The sequence below is a fragment of the Bradyrhizobium genosp. P genome (assembly GCF_049949265.1).
GTDB lineage: Bacteria > Pseudomonadota > Alphaproteobacteria > Rhizobiales > Xanthobacteraceae > Bradyrhizobium.
The window spans coordinates 8,896,805-8,913,947 of the sequence record NZ_CP188195.1; the positions used below are offsets into that span (position 1 = coordinate 8,896,805).

The following is a 17,143-nucleotide window of genomic DNA, read 5'->3' on the forward strand; positions in this document are numbered from 1 at the left end:
CATCAGCGTCCTTCTTGAATCGGAATACAACAGCCGTGGGCACCGCGCTGCAGCGCGTCATCTAAGAAACGTTCTGGCCGTTATTGGAGGATTTGCCATGGACGCTGGGCTGGATGACGGCGCGGGCTTTGCCGAGGTCCCGCACATCCTCGTGAAAGGAGCATCATCAGTGCTGGCGAAGGCAATCGCAACGCTGCGAAGTCGGCGCTGCGCGCGGGCCAGACGATTCTGAGGACGTGGCCGCGACTTATCCAGTTGCCCCCCGTCCAGCTACGGCGGACGCGGTTGACACCACGCGCGAGCCATTCGGGCCCGTGGCTTCGCCCCGGACCCTTTGTTGTCGTTCGGTTGGCTTCTCGCACCGCGCACAGCAAGATCGACCACAAACCAACGCCACTCCTCGGCCCTTCCACGTCCTCTCCAATGCCCGAACCTGCACTAGCGGTGGTGCCTCGTATGACCCTTCAACCGCCTGGTCGATTTAGCAAAGGCTCATCAGTCGTTGGATGAAACGTGGTCATTGGGTGACGGCTTATCGGCATTCCTGCTGATCAAATGACGGCCGCGCGGTGGCAAACGTTGCAAGACGAATGCCAATGCAATCAGGACGGTCGCCCCAACAATTGCAACCTGGATAAGCTGGAGAAGATGGCTGGAATCGGCGTATGCGATCAAAGGAATAGCGCCGGCAGGCGGATGAGTGATGCCGAGCGACATCATCACGACGAGCGAGAACGCGACCGCCAGCGCGGTCGCCCACACTGTGCCCGGACATTGGGACATCGCGAGGAAGCCGACCGCGGCCGCGATCGAATAGCTACCGAGCACGCTAAGCGGCTGAGCGAAAGCAGCGTGAGGGTAACCAAAGACGAGAATCGCGCTTGCGCCAAAGGGCGCGATCAGCAATGGCAGCCCCGTCGGTTCGAGCAAGCCTCCCAGAACGGCGATGCCAACAAAGGCGCCGAATCCAGCCTTCAATGTCTGAACCGCACCGACGGGTTCACGCCGCCAGAAGGACACCGGAATGATTTGCTGGCTCTGACCGCGGCGGTTCATTACTGCACCAGGATGATCTGAATGTCGGCCACGTTGGTGCCGGTAGCACCCGTCAGCAATAGATCGCCAGAGCAGGCCAGCGCAGGATAGGCATCGTTGTCGGCGAGATGTCGATCCGGATCGCATCCTTGGTGCCGCATCCAACTGAGCGATCCGGCATCTACAATCGCTCCCGCAGCATCACACGGGCCATCGCGGCCATCTGTGCCAGCGCTTAAGAAAACCCAGTCCCGGGGGATCGGCTGTTGCTCGTTCAACCGCGCAAACCGCATCGCGAGTTCCTGGTTACGTCCGCCTTTGCCGGGGCCCTTCACTTCGACTGTCGTCTCTCCGCCGCAGATCAAGGCTATTGGCCGATTGCTGGCCGCGGCTGCGCTCGCCATCGTGTGCAATTTGATGGCAGCTTTGTTGACATCACCCGCGAGCCAATCACACCCAAGCACAACAGTGCCGCAGGTCTCGCGCGCTCTTGCCATGACGGCTTGGAGGGACAAGCGATTGCTTCCGACGAGAATGTTGTCGACGTGGTCGAATGCGTTCGCGTCGTGCCGGCCGTCTATTGCGCCGCGGAGATAGGACTCCATGATCTGAGGTAACTCGTCGAGCAGGCCGTATTTTTCGAGAACGCAATGCGCCTGCTCCGGGGCGACCCGGGCGGCAACGGTCGGGCCGCTGGCTATCTTCGCCATGTCATCGTCCGGTACATCCGAAAGGATAAGGCCAAGCACCTGAGCGGGACGAGCGCGCATGGCCAGACCGCCGCCCTTCAGCCGTGAAAAGATGGGGCGGACAGCGTTGATTTCAGTGATATCGGCCCCGCAGCAGATCAAGGCCTTGTGTAGCTTGATTTTGTCTTCGAGAGTTATGCCCGGCCAGGGAGCGCAAAGAAGCGACGAGCCGCCGCCGCTGACCAAAACCAGCACGAGATCCCCTTCCCTCGCGGCCATCGCGGCGCGCTCGATTGCGAGCGCGCCAGCAAGCCCGTCATGATCGGGAATCGGATGTCCAGCGCCGATGACGACGAGACCAGGATGTTGGACAGCATTCTCATGGTTGGTCAGCGCAATCGCCTGACCGAGTTTGCCGCGAGCAAATGGCAATGCGGCTGCAGCCATTGGCACGGCGGCCTTTCCCAAGGCGAGGACGATAACGCGATCGGCGCGATCAATGCTGTCAGAATAACGATCCAGGGCTGCAGAAACCGCGCGCCGCGGATCGGCGGCTGCGACACCTTCACGAAACAACGCCACCGCTTCGGCGCGCAGACGTTCGATCGCGCTCGGGACGTATCCGGGTATCATCTCTAGGTTATCCGATCGGGCGGCTCTCGGCCCTCATAAAACGCCGTCAGGTTCTGTAGAACTTTCATACCCATAGCGACGCGGGTTTCTTCGGTCGCGCTGCCCAGATGCGGCAGGAGGACAACATTGTGTAGTGCCTTGAGGCGCTCCGGAATCCTGGCCTCGTTGGCGAAGACATCGAGGCCGGCACCGGCAATGCATCCATTTTCCAGGGCGTCGATCAGCGCGCCTTCGTCGACGACATCACCACGTGCGGTATTGATGAAGAAGCTATGTGGTCGCATCTCCGCGATTCTTGTCCGGTCTATCAGGCCACGATTTTTGTCGCCGCCTGGACAGTGCAACGACACGACGTCAGCGCTCGCCAGCAACTCCTCCAAAGTATCGCACTGCCGCGCGCGAAACGAGCGGAGCTCAGCATCATCAACGCGCGAACGATTGTGGAAAATGATGGACATCCCGAAGCCGAAATGAGCACGACGTGCAGTCGCGCGCCCTATCCTGCCCATACCAACGATCCCCAGGGTCCGACCGGTCACTTTGCGGCCGATCATGTGGGTCGGACACCATCCTTTCCAAACTCCGGCGCGCAGCTCCCTTTCGCCCTGGCCGGCGCGTCGCGCTACCATCAACATCAAGGTGATCGCGAGATCTGCGGTGCAGTCGGTCAGTACCCCCGGAGTGTTGGTGACAGTGATGCCGTGTTCACGTGCCGAGTCGATTGCAATATGATTATACCCGACACCGAAATTGCCAATAAATCTGGCGCGGATACCGCCTTTCAAGATCTCCTCGGGTAATTCGTCACCGACTGTCGTCAGCACTGCATCGAAGTCGCGCAACGACTCTGCTAGTTCCTGCCTCGTCATCCGGTGGTCATCGTGATTCAGCCGGGCATTAAAGCGCTCCGCTAATAGGCGCTCGACTGGTTCCGGCCAGCGACGAGTCACGATTACGCGCGGGCCCATTTCCTACGCTGCTCGCTTGCATTGACTGAGAACGCTTGCCACGATCGGACCGAACGTGGCTGGCGTCGGTACGATGGTCGCGCCCGCATCTTTGAGTACTTCGACCTTTTCCTGGGCAGACTCGCCAAACGCTGAGATGATTGCGCCGGCATGCCCCATACGGCGACCTTTCGGCGCCGAGAGACCGGCGATGTAAGCGATCAAAGGCTTCGTCATATTCTCGCGTGCCCATTGCGCCGCCTCGACTTCCTGCTGACCGCCGATTTCACCAATCATCACGACAGCATCGGTGTCGGTGTCTTCCTGGAAACGCTCGAGGACGTCGCGGAACGACGATCCATTGATTGGATCTCCGCCGATCCCCACGCTGGTTGAGACGCCGATACCGACCGCCTTCATCTGCGATGCGGCCTCATAGCCGAGCGTGCCAGAACGGCCGACGATGCCGACGCGCCCGGGCAAATAGATCGCGCCTGGCATGATGCCCATCAGTGCAAGCCCAGGCGAAATAATGCCCGCGCAGTTGGGCCCCACGAGGAGCATGCGATCGTTGAAGCGGTAACGCCGCATGTAACGCTTCACCCGCATCATGTCCTGCGCTGGGATGCCGTCGGTAATGCAGACACAGAGGCGGACGCCTGCGTCAGCGGCCTCCATGATCGAGTCTGCTGCAAAGGGCGGCGGCACGAAAATGATGCTGGCATCCGCACCGGTCTCGCGTACAGCGCCTTTGACGGTATTGAATACCGGAAGGCCTAGATGGGTCTGCCCCCCCTTGCCGGGCGTAATACCGCCGACGACCTTTGTGCCGTAGCTCATCATGTCCTGCGCATGGAAGCTCCCGATTTTGCCGGTAAAGCCTTGTATGATGACGCGCGTATTTTCGTTGAGGAGTATCGCCATCTTGTTCCCCTAGCTCACTTTTTTGAGGCCGTTAGCTCGCCAAGCCTCGACCACGCGATCAGCGGCCTCCGAGAGCGTATCTGCCACGAGGACATTTTCGCCGGACTCGGCGAGAATGCGTCGGCCTTCAATGACATTGGTTCCAGCGAGCCGTACGACAAGCGGAAGTTTGATTCGGACCTCCCGAATCGCTTTGACCACGCCTTCGGCGACCCAGTCGCAACGATTGATCCCGGCAAAAATGTTGACGAGGATCGCCTCGACATTCTTGTCGGCGAGCACGGCGCGAAACGACTTTGCTACGCGCTCAGGCGTCGCGCCGCCACCGATGTCGAGAAAATTCGCTGGCTCGCCGCCCGCCATTTTGATCATGTCCATTGTGGCCATGGCAAGCCCTGCACCGTTGATGATGCAGCCGATTTTGCCGTCGAGGCCGACATAGGAGAGGCCGCGATCACTGGCGAAGGTCTCGCGCGGATCCTCCTGTGATTTGTCCCGCAGCTCGGAGATTTCGGGCCGTCGGAACAACGCGTTCTCGTCAAACGACATTTTGGCATCGAGCGCCAACAGGCGTCCGTCGATGGTGACAACCAGGGGATTGATTTCCAGCATCGACGCATCATAGTCACGGAAGACGCGATAACATGCGAGCAAGGTTTCGGTCGCCTTGCCGATTAAGCTGGTGTCGAGGCCGAGGCCGAAAGCGATCTCACGGGCCTGGAATCGTTGCATGCCGGCGCCTGGATCGACGGTCACGCGTATGATCGAATCGGGTTCGCGAGCCGCGATCTCTTCGATTTCCATGCCGCCGAAACCCGAAGCGACGATGGCGACCCGTTCCGCTTTGCGGTCAAGCACGATGCCAAGATAAAGTTCCTGCGCAATCTCCACGCCTTCCTCGACGTAGAGCCGAGACACCAGCCGGCCGCGGATGCCGGTCTGGTGGGTAACCAGCCTGCGACCGAGCATGGCTTCGGCCGCAGTGGCGACCTCGGTGTCGTTGTTGCAGATCCGGATGCCTCCGGCCTTACCGCGCGCACCCGAATGGATTTGCGCCTTGACCACCCAGCGCGAGCCGCCTAGCTCGTTCGCTCGATAGGTTGCCTGTTCAGGGCTGTAAGCGATGTCGCCGCGGGGGATTTGCACTCCGTAGCGAGTCAGCAGCTCCTTGGCTTGATATTCGTGGATGTCCATAGCCGCCCCCTCAGGTCGACGCAGACGCGCGGCGTTCGATCGCCTGATGCACTGCGATCACATTGCGCGCCATGCGTTCGGATGCGGCATCGATCATCTTTCCATCCAGGGCAGCAGCGCCCTTACCTTGCTGCTCGGCCTCCTTGAGCACTTCGATGATGCGGTGCGCGCGACTGACTTCCTTCGCAGCCGGAGAAAAGACGTCGTTGGCCAGCGCGATCTGAGACGGATGGATCGCCCACTTTCCCTCAATGCCGAGCGCCGCCGCTCGACGGGCTGCGGCGAGATAACCTTCAGGATCCGAGAAATCCCCAAAAGGCCCGTCGATTGCACGCAGACCGTTTGCGCGACAAGCAACCGTCATTCTCGACAGTGCGGCGTGCCACTGATCGCCAGGATAGTCGGGGTTGAGCCCACCGATGTTGACCGTACGCGCCCTGCAGCTTGCGGCATAATCAGCAACACCGAAATGAAGGGCCTCGAGGCGACCGGAAAAGCTCGCGATCGACTCGACGTTAGCCATACCAAGAGCGGTTTCGATCAGAGCTTCGAGCGCGACTTGTGACTTGAAACCCTTGGCCGCTTCGATTTGGCTGACGAGGACCTCAACCGTATAGATGTCAGCGGGGACGCCAACCTTGGGAATCAGGATCGTGTCGAAACGATCGCCCGCCTGCTCCATCAGGTCCACGACATCTCGATACATGTAGTGGGTATCGAGGCCGTTGATCCGAACCGAGACGGTCTTTCCCTTGGCGCGCCAATCGATATCGCGGAGCGCCTGGATGATGTTGTGACGCGCACGCTCCTTGTCAGGGGGGGCGACGGCGTCTTCAAGGTCTAGAAAGACGAAATCGGCGGCACTAATCGATGCTTTGTCGATCATTTCCGGATTGGAGCCCGGGACGGCGAGTTCACTACGCTGCAAGCGGAGCTTGCGCAGATGATGCTGGGTGTGGCTCATGATTGATCAACCTTCATGCTCTTACGCCGCTCTGGCAACCGTCGAAGCGCGACTACGCTGGAAATAGTCGACCGCCGCGCCGACCCCGGAGCCGGATTGGATGCGGACGCCACAATCAATGAGCGCCATCTCGACGGCCGACAGGGCGCCGCAAACCATCACATCATTCAGCCAACCAAGGTGGCCGATTCTGAACACCTTTCCCGCAACCTTGTTGAGGCCCACGCCGAGCGAAGTCTGGTATCTGTAATAGGCGCACTTTACGACCTCATCGCTGTTGATACCGTCCGGTACATGGATCGCGCTGACCGTGTCGGAATGCCACTTGGGGGTCTTTGCGCAGAGCCGAAGACCCCAGGCATTCACCGCGCTGCGCACACCTTCGGCTAACCGACGATGACGAATGAAAATCGCCTCCAATCCCTCATCGGCGATCAAGTCGAGCGAAGCACGCAAACCGCGCAGCAATTGCGTTGCCGGCGTATAAGGAAAATAACCAACGTCGTTTGCCTTGATCATATCCTCGAACGAGAAGAAGCATCGCCGGTGACCCCCGCTGCGGGCCGCGGCTAACGCTTTAGGGCTAACCGAAAGAAAGCCGAGACCGGCTGGGAGCATAAAGCCCTTCTGCGAGCCGCTGACCGCACAGTCGACGCCCCACTCCTGCTGACGGAAGTCGATCGAGCCGATCGAGGAGACGCCATCAACGAACAGCAACGCGGGATGTTTGGCTGCATCGAGCGCGGCGCGAACGCCCGCGACGTCACTCGTGACTCCGGTCGCTGTTTCATTGTGGGTCGCAAAGACAGCTTTAATACGATGGCTGGTATCGGCGGCAAGGCGTTCAGCGTAGAGTTCGAGGGGCACGCCGGTGCCCCACTCACAGTCGATGAGATCGACATCCAGTCCGAAGCGCTCAGCCATGTCGGCCCACAGAAGCGAGAATTGACCAAAGCGCGACATCAGAACGCGGTCGCCGGGCGCGAGAACGTTTTCGATCGCAGCTTCCCAAGCGCCGGTGCCCGAAGAAGGATAAATGAAAACGCGACCGGTCTCGTTCTTGAAGACGCGTTTGATGTCTTCGAACAATGGCTTGGTGAATTCCGGGAAATTCGGTGCACGCATGTCTTCCATGGGAAGATTCATGGCCTGGCGCACTTGCTCAGGAATATTGGTTGGCCCAGGAATGAAGAGATGATTGAAGCCTGCCATCATAGAAAGTCCTCCCGAAACATTGATTATACGTCGCTTCGATTTCCGATTTTGCGGCCCAGCCCAGCAACACCTTGATGGGTAGAAAGAGCGCGCATCCCGGGTGGGGCGCACCTACCCGAACGAACAGGTGGTGATGAATTCAGTCGCCTCTCGCTCGAATAGAGAGCCACCGCCATGGCACGATTGCGCACATCGAGCTTCGCGTAGAGGTTCTTTAGGTGATACTTCACCGTGTTCTCGGAGATGCCGGTACGCGCGGCGATCTGCAGGTTCGTCCAGCCGTCCGCCAGAACGCCCAATAGTTCGCGTTCACGCACGGTTAGCTGCGAAAGCGGTGTGTCGTTGATCTTGCTGACATCGATGAAGGGGATGCAGATTCGCCCATGCGCTACGGCGCGCAACGTCTCGAAGAGGATCGCGGAGTCGTCGAACTGAAGGCAGAAGCCCTGCGCACCCAGCCGAACAGCCTGTTTGACGAGAGCCACATCTTGGTCGTTGGAGAAAATGGTGATCCGCAGCTTGCGCCCTTGTTCCCGCAATATAGCGAGGATCTCCGGAGCATCCATGTCGGTGAGCTTCCAACCGATGAGCGCGACATCGAAATCCGGTTCGCCGGCCAGTTCCAAGAGCGCGGCGCCGCTCTGAACGCACCCGACGAGTAGGAAATGGCCATCGCGCTCGATCATTTCACGTAATCCCGCCACGATGAGCGGGTTCGGCTCGGCGACAAGCACCCGGATAGTCGGCTGCTTTGTCATAGCGGCTCTGCCTTTCGTTCGCTTCCCTCGTCAGCAGCGGTCTTGCGCCGCTCGGCTGCCACTCAGAAATAGTAATGATAGACTGCTCTGTCTACAACAATTTGGGCATCTCCGAGGACTTGTCGATAGTCCGTGGAGCCGAAAAAGCTACCTTGCGGTCATCCGGACGGAGCGGCGCCGCTCATTCTCACCGACTGTCCACACCGGTCGAAGGTTCGGTCGATCGCGGGTTTTACCTACAGTCTTATATAGACAGACCCGTCTAATCAATTTAGAGTGGCGAGTTGGAATGTTTCGAAAGAAAATAATGGGAGGATGATGTGACAGAAGTGAAGTCTGACATTGAGATTGCGCGTGCAGCCAAAAAAAAGCCGATCATGGAGGTCGGCAAGGGGCTCGGAATTTCGGAGCAGCATCTTCTTCCTTACGGCCACGACAAGGCAAAGATCTCAGCCGAATTCATCAAATCGGCGCAGAAGAATACCGACGGGAAGCTCGTTCTGGTCACGGCGATCAACCCTACGCCGGCTGGCGAAGGCAAGACGACGACCACGATCGGACTCAGCGATGGGTTGAACCGCATCGGGAAGAAGGCCATCACGTGTATCCGCGAGGCGTCACTGGGGCCGAATTTCGGCGTGAAGGGCGGCGCGGCAGGTGGCGGCTATGCGCAGGTCGTGCCGATGGAAGACATGAACCTTCACTTTACCGGCGATTTCCACGCTATAACCACAGCGCATAACTTGCTTTCGGCACTACTCGACAATCACATCTATTGGGGCAACGACCTCGGGATCGATACACGTCGCGTCGCTTGGCGGCGCGTCATGGATATGAACGACCGGGCATTAAGAGAGATTGTCTGTTCGCTGGGCGGCGCCGCGAACGGCTACCCACGGGAGGCCGGTTTCGATATTACAGTAGCCTCGGAAGTCATGGCGATTCTCTGCCTCGCGAACGACCTCAATGATCTGAAGAAGCGGCTGGGCAGCATTATCGTCGCCTACCGCCGCGACAAGAGCCCGGTCTACGCGCGGGATCTCAAAGCGGACGATGCGATGACTGTGTTGCTAAAGGACGCCATGCAGCCAAATCTGGTGCAGACGCTGGAGAATAATCCCGCCTTGGTGCATGGCGGTCCATTTGCCAACATTGCGCACGGCTGCAACTCTCTGGTGGCGACGACGACGGCGCTGAAGCTCGCGGACTATGTCGTTACCGAAGCAGGCTTCGGCGCCGATCTCGGAGCAGAGAAATTCTTCGACATTAAGTGCCGAAAGGCAGGGTTGAAGCCGGATGTGGTCGTGATTGTCGCGACGGTTCGCGCCATGAAGATGCATGGCGGAGTTCAGAAAGAAGATCTCGGCAAGGAAAATGCTGCCGCAGTGACAAAGGGGTGCGCCAATCTCGGACGCCATATCGAAAACATCAAGCAGTTCGGCGTACCGGCCGTGGTGGCGATCAACCATTTCGTTTCTGATACCTCCGCGGAATTGGAGGTGATCCGTGAGTATGTTGCCTCCTTCGGTGAAGAGGCGATCGTGTGCCGCCATTGGGCCGAGGGATCAAAGGGAATTGGCGGACTCGCGGAGAAGGTGGTCGAGCTCGCGGAACGTGGTGGCTCTCAGTTCTCGCCACTCTATCCTGACGAAATGAAGCTATTTGACAAGATCGACACAATCGTGAAGCGGATCTATCGGGGCTCAGAAGCGATCGCTGACAAGAGCGTCCGCGATCAGCTCAAGCAGTGGGAAGATCAAGGCTACGGCAATCTGCCCGTTTGCATGGCCAAGACCCAATATTCCTTTTCGACGGATCCTGCCCTGCGCGGCGCACCAACAGGACACGTGGTCCCAGTGCGTGAAGTGCGTCTGTCTGCAGGCGCGGGCTTTGTCGTAGCGATCTGCGGGGAAGTCATGACGATGCCTGGCTTACCCAAGGTACCGTCGTCAGAGAAGATATTCCTCAACGAGTGCGGTGAGATCGAAGGACTGTTTTGAGACGGGTACTGTTTCGCTACCGCTTTCAGTCGCTGGCGAACTTCGTCAACCCGGCGGGCCTCTGAGCCAGAGGGAGCTAGGCAGTGTCGCACAGCACGATTTTAAGGCCCCGCCCCTAGACACAGGACCGAAGGCTGCTTAGGCCACGCCCTCTGAAATTGATCATGTCCGCCTAGCTCTCAAGGGCGGCGCAAAAGCGGATCGGAGATACAAGATGCCAGCGGCGGCGAGAGCCGCCAAGGCGAAAAAGGTTAGGACAGTCGGTAGATGAGCTGGCGCGAGTTGGCAGTCGGGCCCGATGATAATTCCACTGTCGAATGATTCGGTGCTGTTCGAGCACACCGCGCTGGCGCCCGGATCGCTGGCGAGTTCCGTCTCGATTCGTGCCTCAAGGGCCGTTGCGGGTGACTGGTCGCCAGGGATTGCAGCCATGTGCGCGAGCAGTGCACGCGCCCCGGCCACATCTGCGTGGGAGCATTCGTTGAAGGGGCTCGCCTCGTCCGCAAGACTGCCGGGAACGAGGCCCCAGAAACACGCGAAGTGTTGCAGGCTCACGAAGCCGGCCAGTCGGCGCAAGGTGGGATCGGTGCGCGGCTGGCGCGCGGCCCGATCGAGTATCTCAGCGCGATATTTGGCGACGACCGGCATCTCACCGTGGGTGATGGCGGGAATGGCGATGCCGACGTTCGGCCCCTCATGCGGCGACTGATAGTGCGCCCGAACCGGGGCACAAGCCAAGAGCATCGCGACGACGACGAGCCGGCATCGCCATCCGCCGGCGGTCACGGTGCCTTGGCGCGCGCTCATCGCTCTTCCTTCAGGGGAAGCAGGGCCGGCGAGCGTCCAGCGCCCGCCGCTCCCCGAAAGCTTGGTCCGCGTCAGCGGCGCGATATCGATGTGCCGGAGGGTTTCAGGGCCGGCGCCAAGTGGGTGAGCGATCGCCGCGCGAATGACTGAAGCGTGGGTAATCGCAAGGACTGAGCCGTGACCTGCGAGTAAACCATCCATCCATCCGCCGACGCGCCTCGTCACGTCAGCAAAACATTCGCCGCCATGCGGCGCAGCATGGGGATTCTGCAACCAGTCGTCGACGGCCTGCGGCGCCTGCGCTCGGACTTCGGCTAAGGATCGCCCCGCCCAGCGACCGAAATCGCAATCCCGTAGCCTCGGCTCTTCTCTGGAGGCGATCGCAAGGCCTTCGGCTGTCTGCGCGGCGCAGAGCGCCGGGCTGCGCAGGACAACGTCACACAGTGGAAGGCGGCCGAGCCTGGAGAGACGTTCTCGTCCGCGCATCCAGCGGCTCATCCGCCGCAAAGGCGATCAAGCTGACCGAAGCGGTCGAGGCTGAGCACAGCAGATTGAGGCGCGTCGTCATGGCCGTCTGCTGCGAAGGGCGCTCAAGACGTCGAGCGGTGCTGCGCAAACTGGCGCTCGGCGGCGACACCGAACAACAGGCCGAGCGTCGTCCACATGATCAGCTGTTTTCCATGACTTAGAACTGCCAGTGCGCGCGGGCGGCAAAGATATTGACCGGTCCGCGGTCGGAATTGTAGCCGGGATTGTCGACGAATTGATAGTCGAAGGTGATCCGCGTCGACAACGTCATCGCGTAGCTGTAATAGGCTTCCAGAATCCTCTCGGTGCCGTAATTGGGCAATTGCCCGTCGCCGACCAAGATGCCGATCCCGCCGGCATTGAGGAATGCAATGTGAGCGCTGCTGATACCGTTGACGATGCCCGCGATGCCGATCGTGTCGTCCGGCCGCCCCCATGATTTGCCATTGATCGAAACGCCGCCCTGTACGGTACGGTCAATGTCGGTAAAATCCCATGGCTCCTTATTGCCGTCGGCCCAACCAGCCCGGAAAAATAATCCGAAATTATCGTTGACCTGCTGTTCAACATTCAAGCTGACGCCGGGCCGGCTGGTGTAGGAGCGAACCGCGTTGATGTCGGCAGGCGTTCCGGTCACCTGCGCCAGCGCCACCGCCGCGGAATATTCGCCCATGCTGCCACGTTCCAGGTACCCGGTGATCCTAATCTTGCCCGGCTGGCCCCACAGTTTGTGCCGCTCCTCGAGTTCGCCGACCAATTCGAACTGCTGGAAGGTCGGATCGAGCGCGTAGCCCGTCGGACTGTTGCCGCCGGCTGGCGTGTTGGACAGGTTAAAGATGCCAGCGCGCAGCGTCCACCGCCCTGTGTACCACTCCGCGGCAGCGCCGTAGCTATAACCCCAGCCGTCGCCGGCATAGTCGAAGGTGCCGGCGTTGATCATCGACCAGTTGAGGAAGTCGACTTTCGGGTTATTGGCGTATTTGTTCGTGTCGAAAATATCGACGATGCCGAACCGCCCCACCGTGAATACCAGTCGGTCGGTGCTGCGCGTGCCCGCGAACTGAAGAAAATCGTCGTCGACTTTCTCCTCCTGTCGGGCATTCTCGACATCGCCGCCGAGATCGATAGTCTGACGCAGGAACGCGCGTTGCAGGCGGGCGTAGGGATAGGCCGACCCGAGCTTGTAGGATTCCGCGCTGGGGAAGCCGGCGACGCCGTGGGTGTTGTCGAAGCCGAAGCCCTGATCGATCTCCGGATTGGCCCAGAACTCGGCGCCCTGCCACAGCTTCACGCCGGTCGACAGCACCAGGTCGAAGGTCTCTCGGCTCGTCCCACCCCCGGACAGGCTGTTGGTGCCGTCGTAAGGCGAGCGGAACGACGGGTGGGCCTGATTGACGAAGGTCGCCTGGCCGTGAACCGCGAAGATATCCATCGCGGGCATGAAGCGCGACGGTGCATAAGCATCCGGTCGCGTAGGATCATCGAAGCGATAGTTGAGGCCGAGACGGAACTGCTCCAGCGAGAGATCAGAACTAATGCGTTGCCCCGAACCCGGATAGCTGACCGTCTGGGTCGGGAAGCCGGTCCACAGAAACTCGCCCTTCACCGTCCAGCTCGGCGCTACCGGCACTTCAACACCGGCACCCGCGGCCCAGCCGAACCGCCACAGCAATCGGGATTCGTCGATGCCGGGACCAGCTTGAGTCAAGTCCTGACTGTTATAGGTCCACGCAAAGCCGCCGGTTGCGTAGAACAGCCAATTGCTGGGCGCGTAGCCGATCCGGGCGCGCACCGTGCCGGACGCCAGCATGGTCTCACTGTAGGTGACCGCACCGAGCGTTGGCGAGGTGAAGCTGGCGATGCCGCCGGTGGAGAGGCCGGAAAGATCCTGGAACGTGGGGAACGTGGCATCGGCTTCGACGCCGAGCACCACCCGGTTGTACAGCATGTAATTGTAGCCGCCCTGCACGCCTATCAGCCAGCTTCCGCTCTCGTAGAACGCATCGGGCGAGCGATACATGTCGAGCGAGCCGGATACCGGCGGCGTGCCTGGCGTCGTTGCATTCGCGGTCCAGTTCGAATTACCGAGCGCGAGGCCGACATGGCCGCCAATATAGAAGCCGGTCCATTCGTAGATTTGGTTTTCCACCGGCGCCTTCGCGGCGAATGGCGAGGATAGATCGGCCGCGTCAACTCTTGGTGCAATAAACACGCTCGCTGCCGCACAATATGCACGGGCCAGCGATACAATTCGAGATGCAAAGTGGACAGAACAGATTTTGGCATGCGGAGCCATGGCGGCACTCCTTCCGCGAGACAGACATCATTCGTCGTCATCGCAGCGAAGAACCGCCCCAAGCGCGCGCACCGCACGCTGGATGGATGACTGTTCAGGCCGGTCTCCTGACTTGCGGGTCGATGCTCTGTTTCCGCCTTCCCGGGCTAGAAAGCCCAGTGGCTTTTGGAAGAGAGCTCACCGCCTACAGTTGCGGGCGCAGTTGCGGATTTGGCTAAGCCTCACCGCATTCCCATCTCGTTGATCTCGCGACCAACGAACCTGAACGTGACCATTCTTCAGTTCGGTCGCTCCAGATGTCAAGCGGCCGCCGATGAGCCCGCCTAGAAACCGCTGTCAGCCCCTCCGCTCATGCGAAAAGCATCGTCGCGGCGCTGGAGCGCGAAGGGGACGCGGAAACCGCAGCAGCGATCCGCGGCCTAGCGCCAACGAACGTGCGGCGCGTTTCGGCGAGACGGATCACCAGCGCGCGGGATTTGATGGCCCACGGCTGCGGCAGATGGTTGCGCAGGCGCTAGGCGAATCCAGGAGCCGGGCCGAATTCGACGCGAAACTGGCGACGCTGGGTCTCCGGCTCCGGATGGGTGACCATAAGGATATCCGCGTCGTCGAGGCCGCAGACGGCACAGTGCTGGGGTCGTTGGCTCGATTGACGGGGCTGCGCAAAACTGCGCTCGAAGAGAGGATGGCGTTCCATGAGCGAAGGCAATCAACAGCGGCCGAACATCCATCAGACGACAAACAAGCTCCTGCGGCGCCTGGCGTGAGGGGGTGACGGAAGGGCGCAGAATGCGCTTGGGTACGACGGTGGTGGAGACCAACATCCACTATCTGACCGCCTCGAGCTCGTTGGGAGACGGTGTTCGGGCGCTGATCCGCACCATGAAGAAGATCACAACGATCACTGGCGAGGCCGGAGCCAGGCTGTGCGACCATAGCCGGACCGTGAGGCTGTGGGTGCTGGACATCGCGCGTGCGGCGCGTTCCAAAGCCAAGCAGAGCCGGGAGAATCTCGCGCGGGCGTACGGCAAACTGCGCAATTCGACCAGCCGTGGTGGGACAGGCGAAGCGGTTCTCCAAGGAGATCGCCGAACAAGTGAAGCGCGCTTCGGGAGCCCGCAAGCAGCTGATGCTGGAGGGCCTGCGTCAGGAACTCGATGCGATGGTGCCGCTCATCAAGCAGGTGATGAAGCAGACCAGAGCGCGCAGCTTCCGTGGTGATACACGCTCTGCAGGCAAGATCGTCAGCCTGTTCGAGCCGTCGACAGAAATCATTCGCAAGGGCAAAGAGGGCAAGCCCAACGACTTCGGCAAGATGCTGAAACTACAGGAGGCCGAAAACCAGATCCTGATTGACTATGAAGTCTACGCTCAGCGACCGCACGATTCGGAACTGCCGATTGCCGCCATCGAAACGCATCAAACGATGCTCGGACGTACCCCACGCTTCGTAGCGGCAGACGCCGCCTTTTACTCCGCAAAGAATGAGGCAGCCGCGAAAGCGAAAGGCGTCAAACGCCTATGCATCCCCAATGGCACCGACGTCGCTCCTTATGAATGCCTTGACTATCGGGCTTGAACGGTCGCACTGCGAATGAGTCGGCTCGCAACAATGCTTCGGAGATTGGCAATTCGCCTCGGATGTACCCCATGATGGCCACACCCCCGATCCTACATAGAGGCAAGTGCTGGCGAGAGGCCCACGCGAAAACGGATTGACGAGGCGGCCCGTTAGACAAGGCCGCGCCGGCAATAAACCGAACTGTAGTTCAGTTCCGCAACTCGGACGTAGCCGGCGCCAGAGAAAACGGCCGGCGCTCAACTGTAAATCGGAAACCGTGCGACTAGATCCCGTACGGCGTCGCGAGCGTTCCTCTCGACCGCCGCGTTTCCGCCCTCACCGTTGGCTCCAAGCCCGTCGATAATGGCAAGGATCAGGCGGCCGACCTCAACAAATTCAGTGGCGCCGAAGCCGCGGGTCGTCGCAGCGGGCGTTCCGAGGCGAACCCCAGACGTGACTGTCGGCGGTTGCGGATCGAAGGGAACCCCGTTTTTGTTGCAGGTCAGGTGGGTCCGGCCGAGGGCAGCTTCGACGGCTTTGCCGGTCAGGCCTCTCCTGCGAAGGTCTACCAGCATCAGATGAGTATCAGTGCCGCCCGAGACAACATCAACGCCACCAGCCATGATTGTGTCGGCGAGGATACGGGCGTTCTCGGCAACCGCTCGGGCGTAGTCCCCGAACTCAGGACGCAAGGCTTCGCCAAAGGCGACTGCCTTCGCCGCTATCACATGCATTAACGGCCCGCCCTGAAGGCCAGGAAAGACAGATGCGTTGATTTTCTTGCCGATCTCGGGGTCGTTCGACAATACCATGCCGCCGCGCGGCCCGCGCAGGGTCTTATGAGTAGTGGTCGTAACAACGTGAGCGTGATCTAGTGGATTGGCGTGAACCCGACCCGCGACCAGGCCCGCAAAATGCGCCATATCGACCATCAGGATAGCACCGACTTCATCAGCGATCGTCCTGAAGGTGGCAAAATCGATGAAGCGAGGATAGGCTGATCCTCCAGCAAGAATGATCTTCGGGCGATGTTTCCTGGCGAGATCGCGAACCTCGTCCATGTCGATACGATGATTGTCCTCTCGCACGCCATAGGAAACGACATTGAACCATTTTCCGGACTGGTTCACCGCCGCGCCGTGGGTCAAATGACCCCCGGCGGCAAGGTTGAGGCCAAGAAATGTGTGCCCCGGTTGCATGAGCGCCATAAACACAGCCTGATTGGCTTGGCTACCGGAGTTTGGCTGGACATTGACGTACGTGCAGTTGAAAAGGCGGCGCGCACGCTCGCGCGCCAGTTCCTCCGCCTCGTCGACAAACTGGCAGCCGCCATAGTAGCGGCGCCCGGGGTAGCCTTCGGCGTATTTGTTAGTCAGAACTGACCCCTGTGCTTCCAGGACGGCGCGCGAAACAATGTTCTCTGAGGCGATGAGTTCTATTTCATTGCGCTGTCGGCCCAATTCTCTGCCGATGATGCCATATAGATCGGGGTCGGCCTCCACCAGTGCAGACTGAAAAAATCGATCACCGATGGCACCAGCGCCAAATCGTGCGGAACTCTCCATCTCTGCTCCTATCCGCCCGTCGTGGGC

13 protein-coding genes, 1 pseudogene and 1 riboswitch are annotated in these 17,143 nt (G+C 60.2%); of the genes and pseudogenes, 3 read left to right on the forward strand and 11 right to left on the reverse strand.

The features are described 5' to 3' along the window. Positions 1-495: 495 nt before the first annotated feature. Genes ACP2YO_RS42705 through ACP2YO_RS42740 form a run of 8 tightly spaced genes read right to left on the reverse strand, consistent with a single transcriptional unit; the run spans position 496 to position 8,359 of the window. Positions 496-1,056 (reverse strand): HPP family protein, encoded by a 561-nt coding sequence (locus ACP2YO_RS42705; RefSeq protein ID WP_426437174.1) that lies wholly within the window; start codon positions 1,054-1,056, stop codon positions 496-498. Then, positions 1,056-2,357 (reverse strand): glycerate kinase type-2 family protein, encoded by a 1,302-nt coding sequence (locus ACP2YO_RS42710; protein WP_426437175.1) that lies wholly within the window; start codon positions 2,355-2,357, stop codon positions 1,056-1,058. Before ACP2YO_RS42710 ends, ACP2YO_RS42705 begins: the two co-directional genes overlap by 1 nt. 2 nt (positions 2,358-2,359) lie before the next feature. After that, positions 2,360-3,325, reverse strand: coding sequence for a 2-hydroxyacid dehydrogenase (locus ACP2YO_RS42715; protein ID WP_426437176.1), 966 nt, complete (start codon positions 3,323-3,325; stop codon positions 2,360-2,362). Between the two features lie 3 nt (positions 3,326-3,328). After that, the gene (gene sucD / locus ACP2YO_RS42720; RefSeq protein ID WP_426437177.1) at positions 3,329-4,228 is read right to left on the reverse strand and encodes a succinate--CoA ligase subunit alpha; all 900 of its coding nucleotides are present in this window, start codon (positions 4,226-4,228) and stop codon (positions 3,329-3,331) included. 9 nt (positions 4,229-4,237) lie between these two features. Further along, on the reverse strand, positions 4,238-5,422 hold the full coding sequence (locus ACP2YO_RS42725) for a malate--CoA ligase subunit beta (protein ID WP_426437178.1): 1,185 nt from the start codon (positions 5,420-5,422) through the stop codon (positions 4,238-4,240). 10 nt (positions 5,423-5,432) lie between these two features. Further along, positions 5,433-6,386, reverse strand: a complete 954-nt coding sequence (locus tag ACP2YO_RS42730) for an HpcH/HpaI aldolase/citrate lyase family protein (protein WP_426437179.1) — start codon at positions 6,384-6,386, stop codon at positions 5,433-5,435. A gap of 21 nt (positions 6,387-6,407) precedes the next feature. Next, on the reverse strand, positions 6,408-7,598 hold the full coding sequence (locus ACP2YO_RS42735; protein ID WP_426443459.1) for an aminotransferase class V-fold PLP-dependent enzyme: 1,191 nt from the start codon (positions 7,596-7,598) through the stop codon (positions 6,408-6,410). A gap of 26 nt (positions 7,599-7,624) precedes the next feature. Next, on the reverse strand, positions 7,625-8,359 hold the full coding sequence (locus tag ACP2YO_RS42740; RefSeq protein ID WP_426437180.1) for a LuxR C-terminal-related transcriptional regulator: 735 nt from the start codon (positions 8,357-8,359) through the stop codon (positions 7,625-7,627). Between the two features lie 320 nt (positions 8,360-8,679). Between ACP2YO_RS42740 and ACP2YO_RS42745 the strand changes: the two genes are divergently transcribed. Further along, positions 8,680-10,359, forward strand: a complete 1,680-nt coding sequence (locus ACP2YO_RS42745) for a formate--tetrahydrofolate ligase (protein WP_426437181.1) — start codon at positions 8,680-8,682, stop codon at positions 10,357-10,359. Positions 10,360-10,521: 162 nt separating this feature from the next. On the opposite strand, the gene ACP2YO_RS42750 is transcribed toward ACP2YO_RS42745, so the two are convergent. Further along, complete coding sequence (locus tag ACP2YO_RS42750) at positions 10,522-11,664, reverse strand: histidine phosphatase family protein (protein ID WP_426437182.1); 1,143 nt, start codon at positions 11,662-11,664, stop codon at positions 10,522-10,524. On the opposite strand from ACP2YO_RS42750, the gene ACP2YO_RS42755 reads away from it, so the two are divergent. Next, positions 11,610-11,855 carry a hypothetical protein gene (locus ACP2YO_RS42755; RefSeq protein ID WP_426443540.1) on the forward strand — a complete coding sequence of 82 codons (246 nt, stop codon included), beginning with the start codon at positions 11,610-11,612 and terminating at the stop codon, positions 11,853-11,855. The genes ACP2YO_RS42750 and ACP2YO_RS42755 overlap by 55 nt on opposite strands. Here ACP2YO_RS42755 and ACP2YO_RS42760 read toward each other — a convergent pair. After that, positions 11,852-13,843, reverse strand: coding sequence for a carbohydrate porin (locus tag ACP2YO_RS42760; RefSeq protein ID WP_426437183.1), 1,992 nt, complete (start codon positions 13,841-13,843; stop codon positions 11,852-11,854). The two genes, ACP2YO_RS42755 and ACP2YO_RS42760, sit on opposite strands and share 4 nt — an antisense overlap. Before the next feature lie 227 nt (positions 13,844-14,070). Continuing rightward, a riboswitch (cobalamin riboswitch) is annotated at positions 14,071-14,269 on the reverse strand. Between the two features lie 477 nt (positions 14,270-14,746). Between ACP2YO_RS42760 and ACP2YO_RS42765 the strand changes: the two are divergent. Then, positions 14,747-15,524 (forward strand): annotated as a pseudogene (locus ACP2YO_RS42765) (ISNCY-like element ISBva1 family transposase); the annotation flags it as partial. Between the two features lie 284 nt (positions 15,525-15,808). On the opposite strand, the gene glyA reads toward ACP2YO_RS42765, so the two are convergent. Then, entirely contained in the window at positions 15,809-17,116 is a 1,308-nt protein-coding gene (gene glyA, locus ACP2YO_RS42770; protein WP_426437184.1) for a serine hydroxymethyltransferase, read from the reverse strand. Positions 17,117-17,143: the final 27 nt, after the last annotated feature.

Excerpts from the sequence above, each read along its gene's own strand:
- ACP2YO_RS42740 (WP_426437180.1), bottom strand. The coding sequence starts at position 8,359 with ATGACAAAGCAGCCGACTATCCGGGTGCTTGTCGCCGAGCCGAACCCG.
- ACP2YO_RS42750 (WP_426437182.1), bottom strand. The coding sequence starts at position 11,664 with ATGAGCCGCTGGATGCGCGGACGAGAACGTCTCTCCAGGCTCGGCCGC.
- ACP2YO_RS42725 (WP_426437178.1), bottom strand. The coding sequence starts at position 5,422 with ATGGACATCCACGAATATCAAGCCAAGGAGCTGCTGACTCGCTACGGA.
- sucD (WP_426437177.1), bottom strand. The coding sequence starts at position 4,228 with ATGGCGATACTCCTCAACGAAAATACGCGCGTCATCATACAAGGCTTT.
- ACP2YO_RS42730 (WP_426437179.1), bottom strand. The coding sequence starts at position 6,386 with ATGAGCCACACCCAGCATCATCTGCGCAAGCTCCGCTTGCAGCGTAGT.
- glyA (WP_426437184.1), bottom strand. The coding sequence starts at position 17,116 with ATGGAGAGTTCCGCACGATTTGGCGCTGGTGCCATCGGTGATCGATTT.
- ACP2YO_RS42715 (WP_426437176.1), bottom strand. The coding sequence starts at position 3,325 with ATGGGCCCGCGCGTAATCGTGACTCGTCGCTGGCCGGAACCAGTCGAG.
- ACP2YO_RS42735 (WP_426443459.1), bottom strand. The coding sequence starts at position 7,598 with ATGGCAGGCTTCAATCATCTCTTCATTCCTGGGCCAACCAATATTCCT.
- ACP2YO_RS42705 (WP_426437174.1), bottom strand. The coding sequence starts at position 1,056 with ATGAACCGCCGCGGTCAGAGCCAGCAAATCATTCCGGTGTCCTTCTGG.
- ACP2YO_RS42710 (WP_426437175.1), bottom strand. The coding sequence starts at position 2,357 with ATGATACCCGGATACGTCCCGAGCGCGATCGAACGTCTGCGCGCCGAA.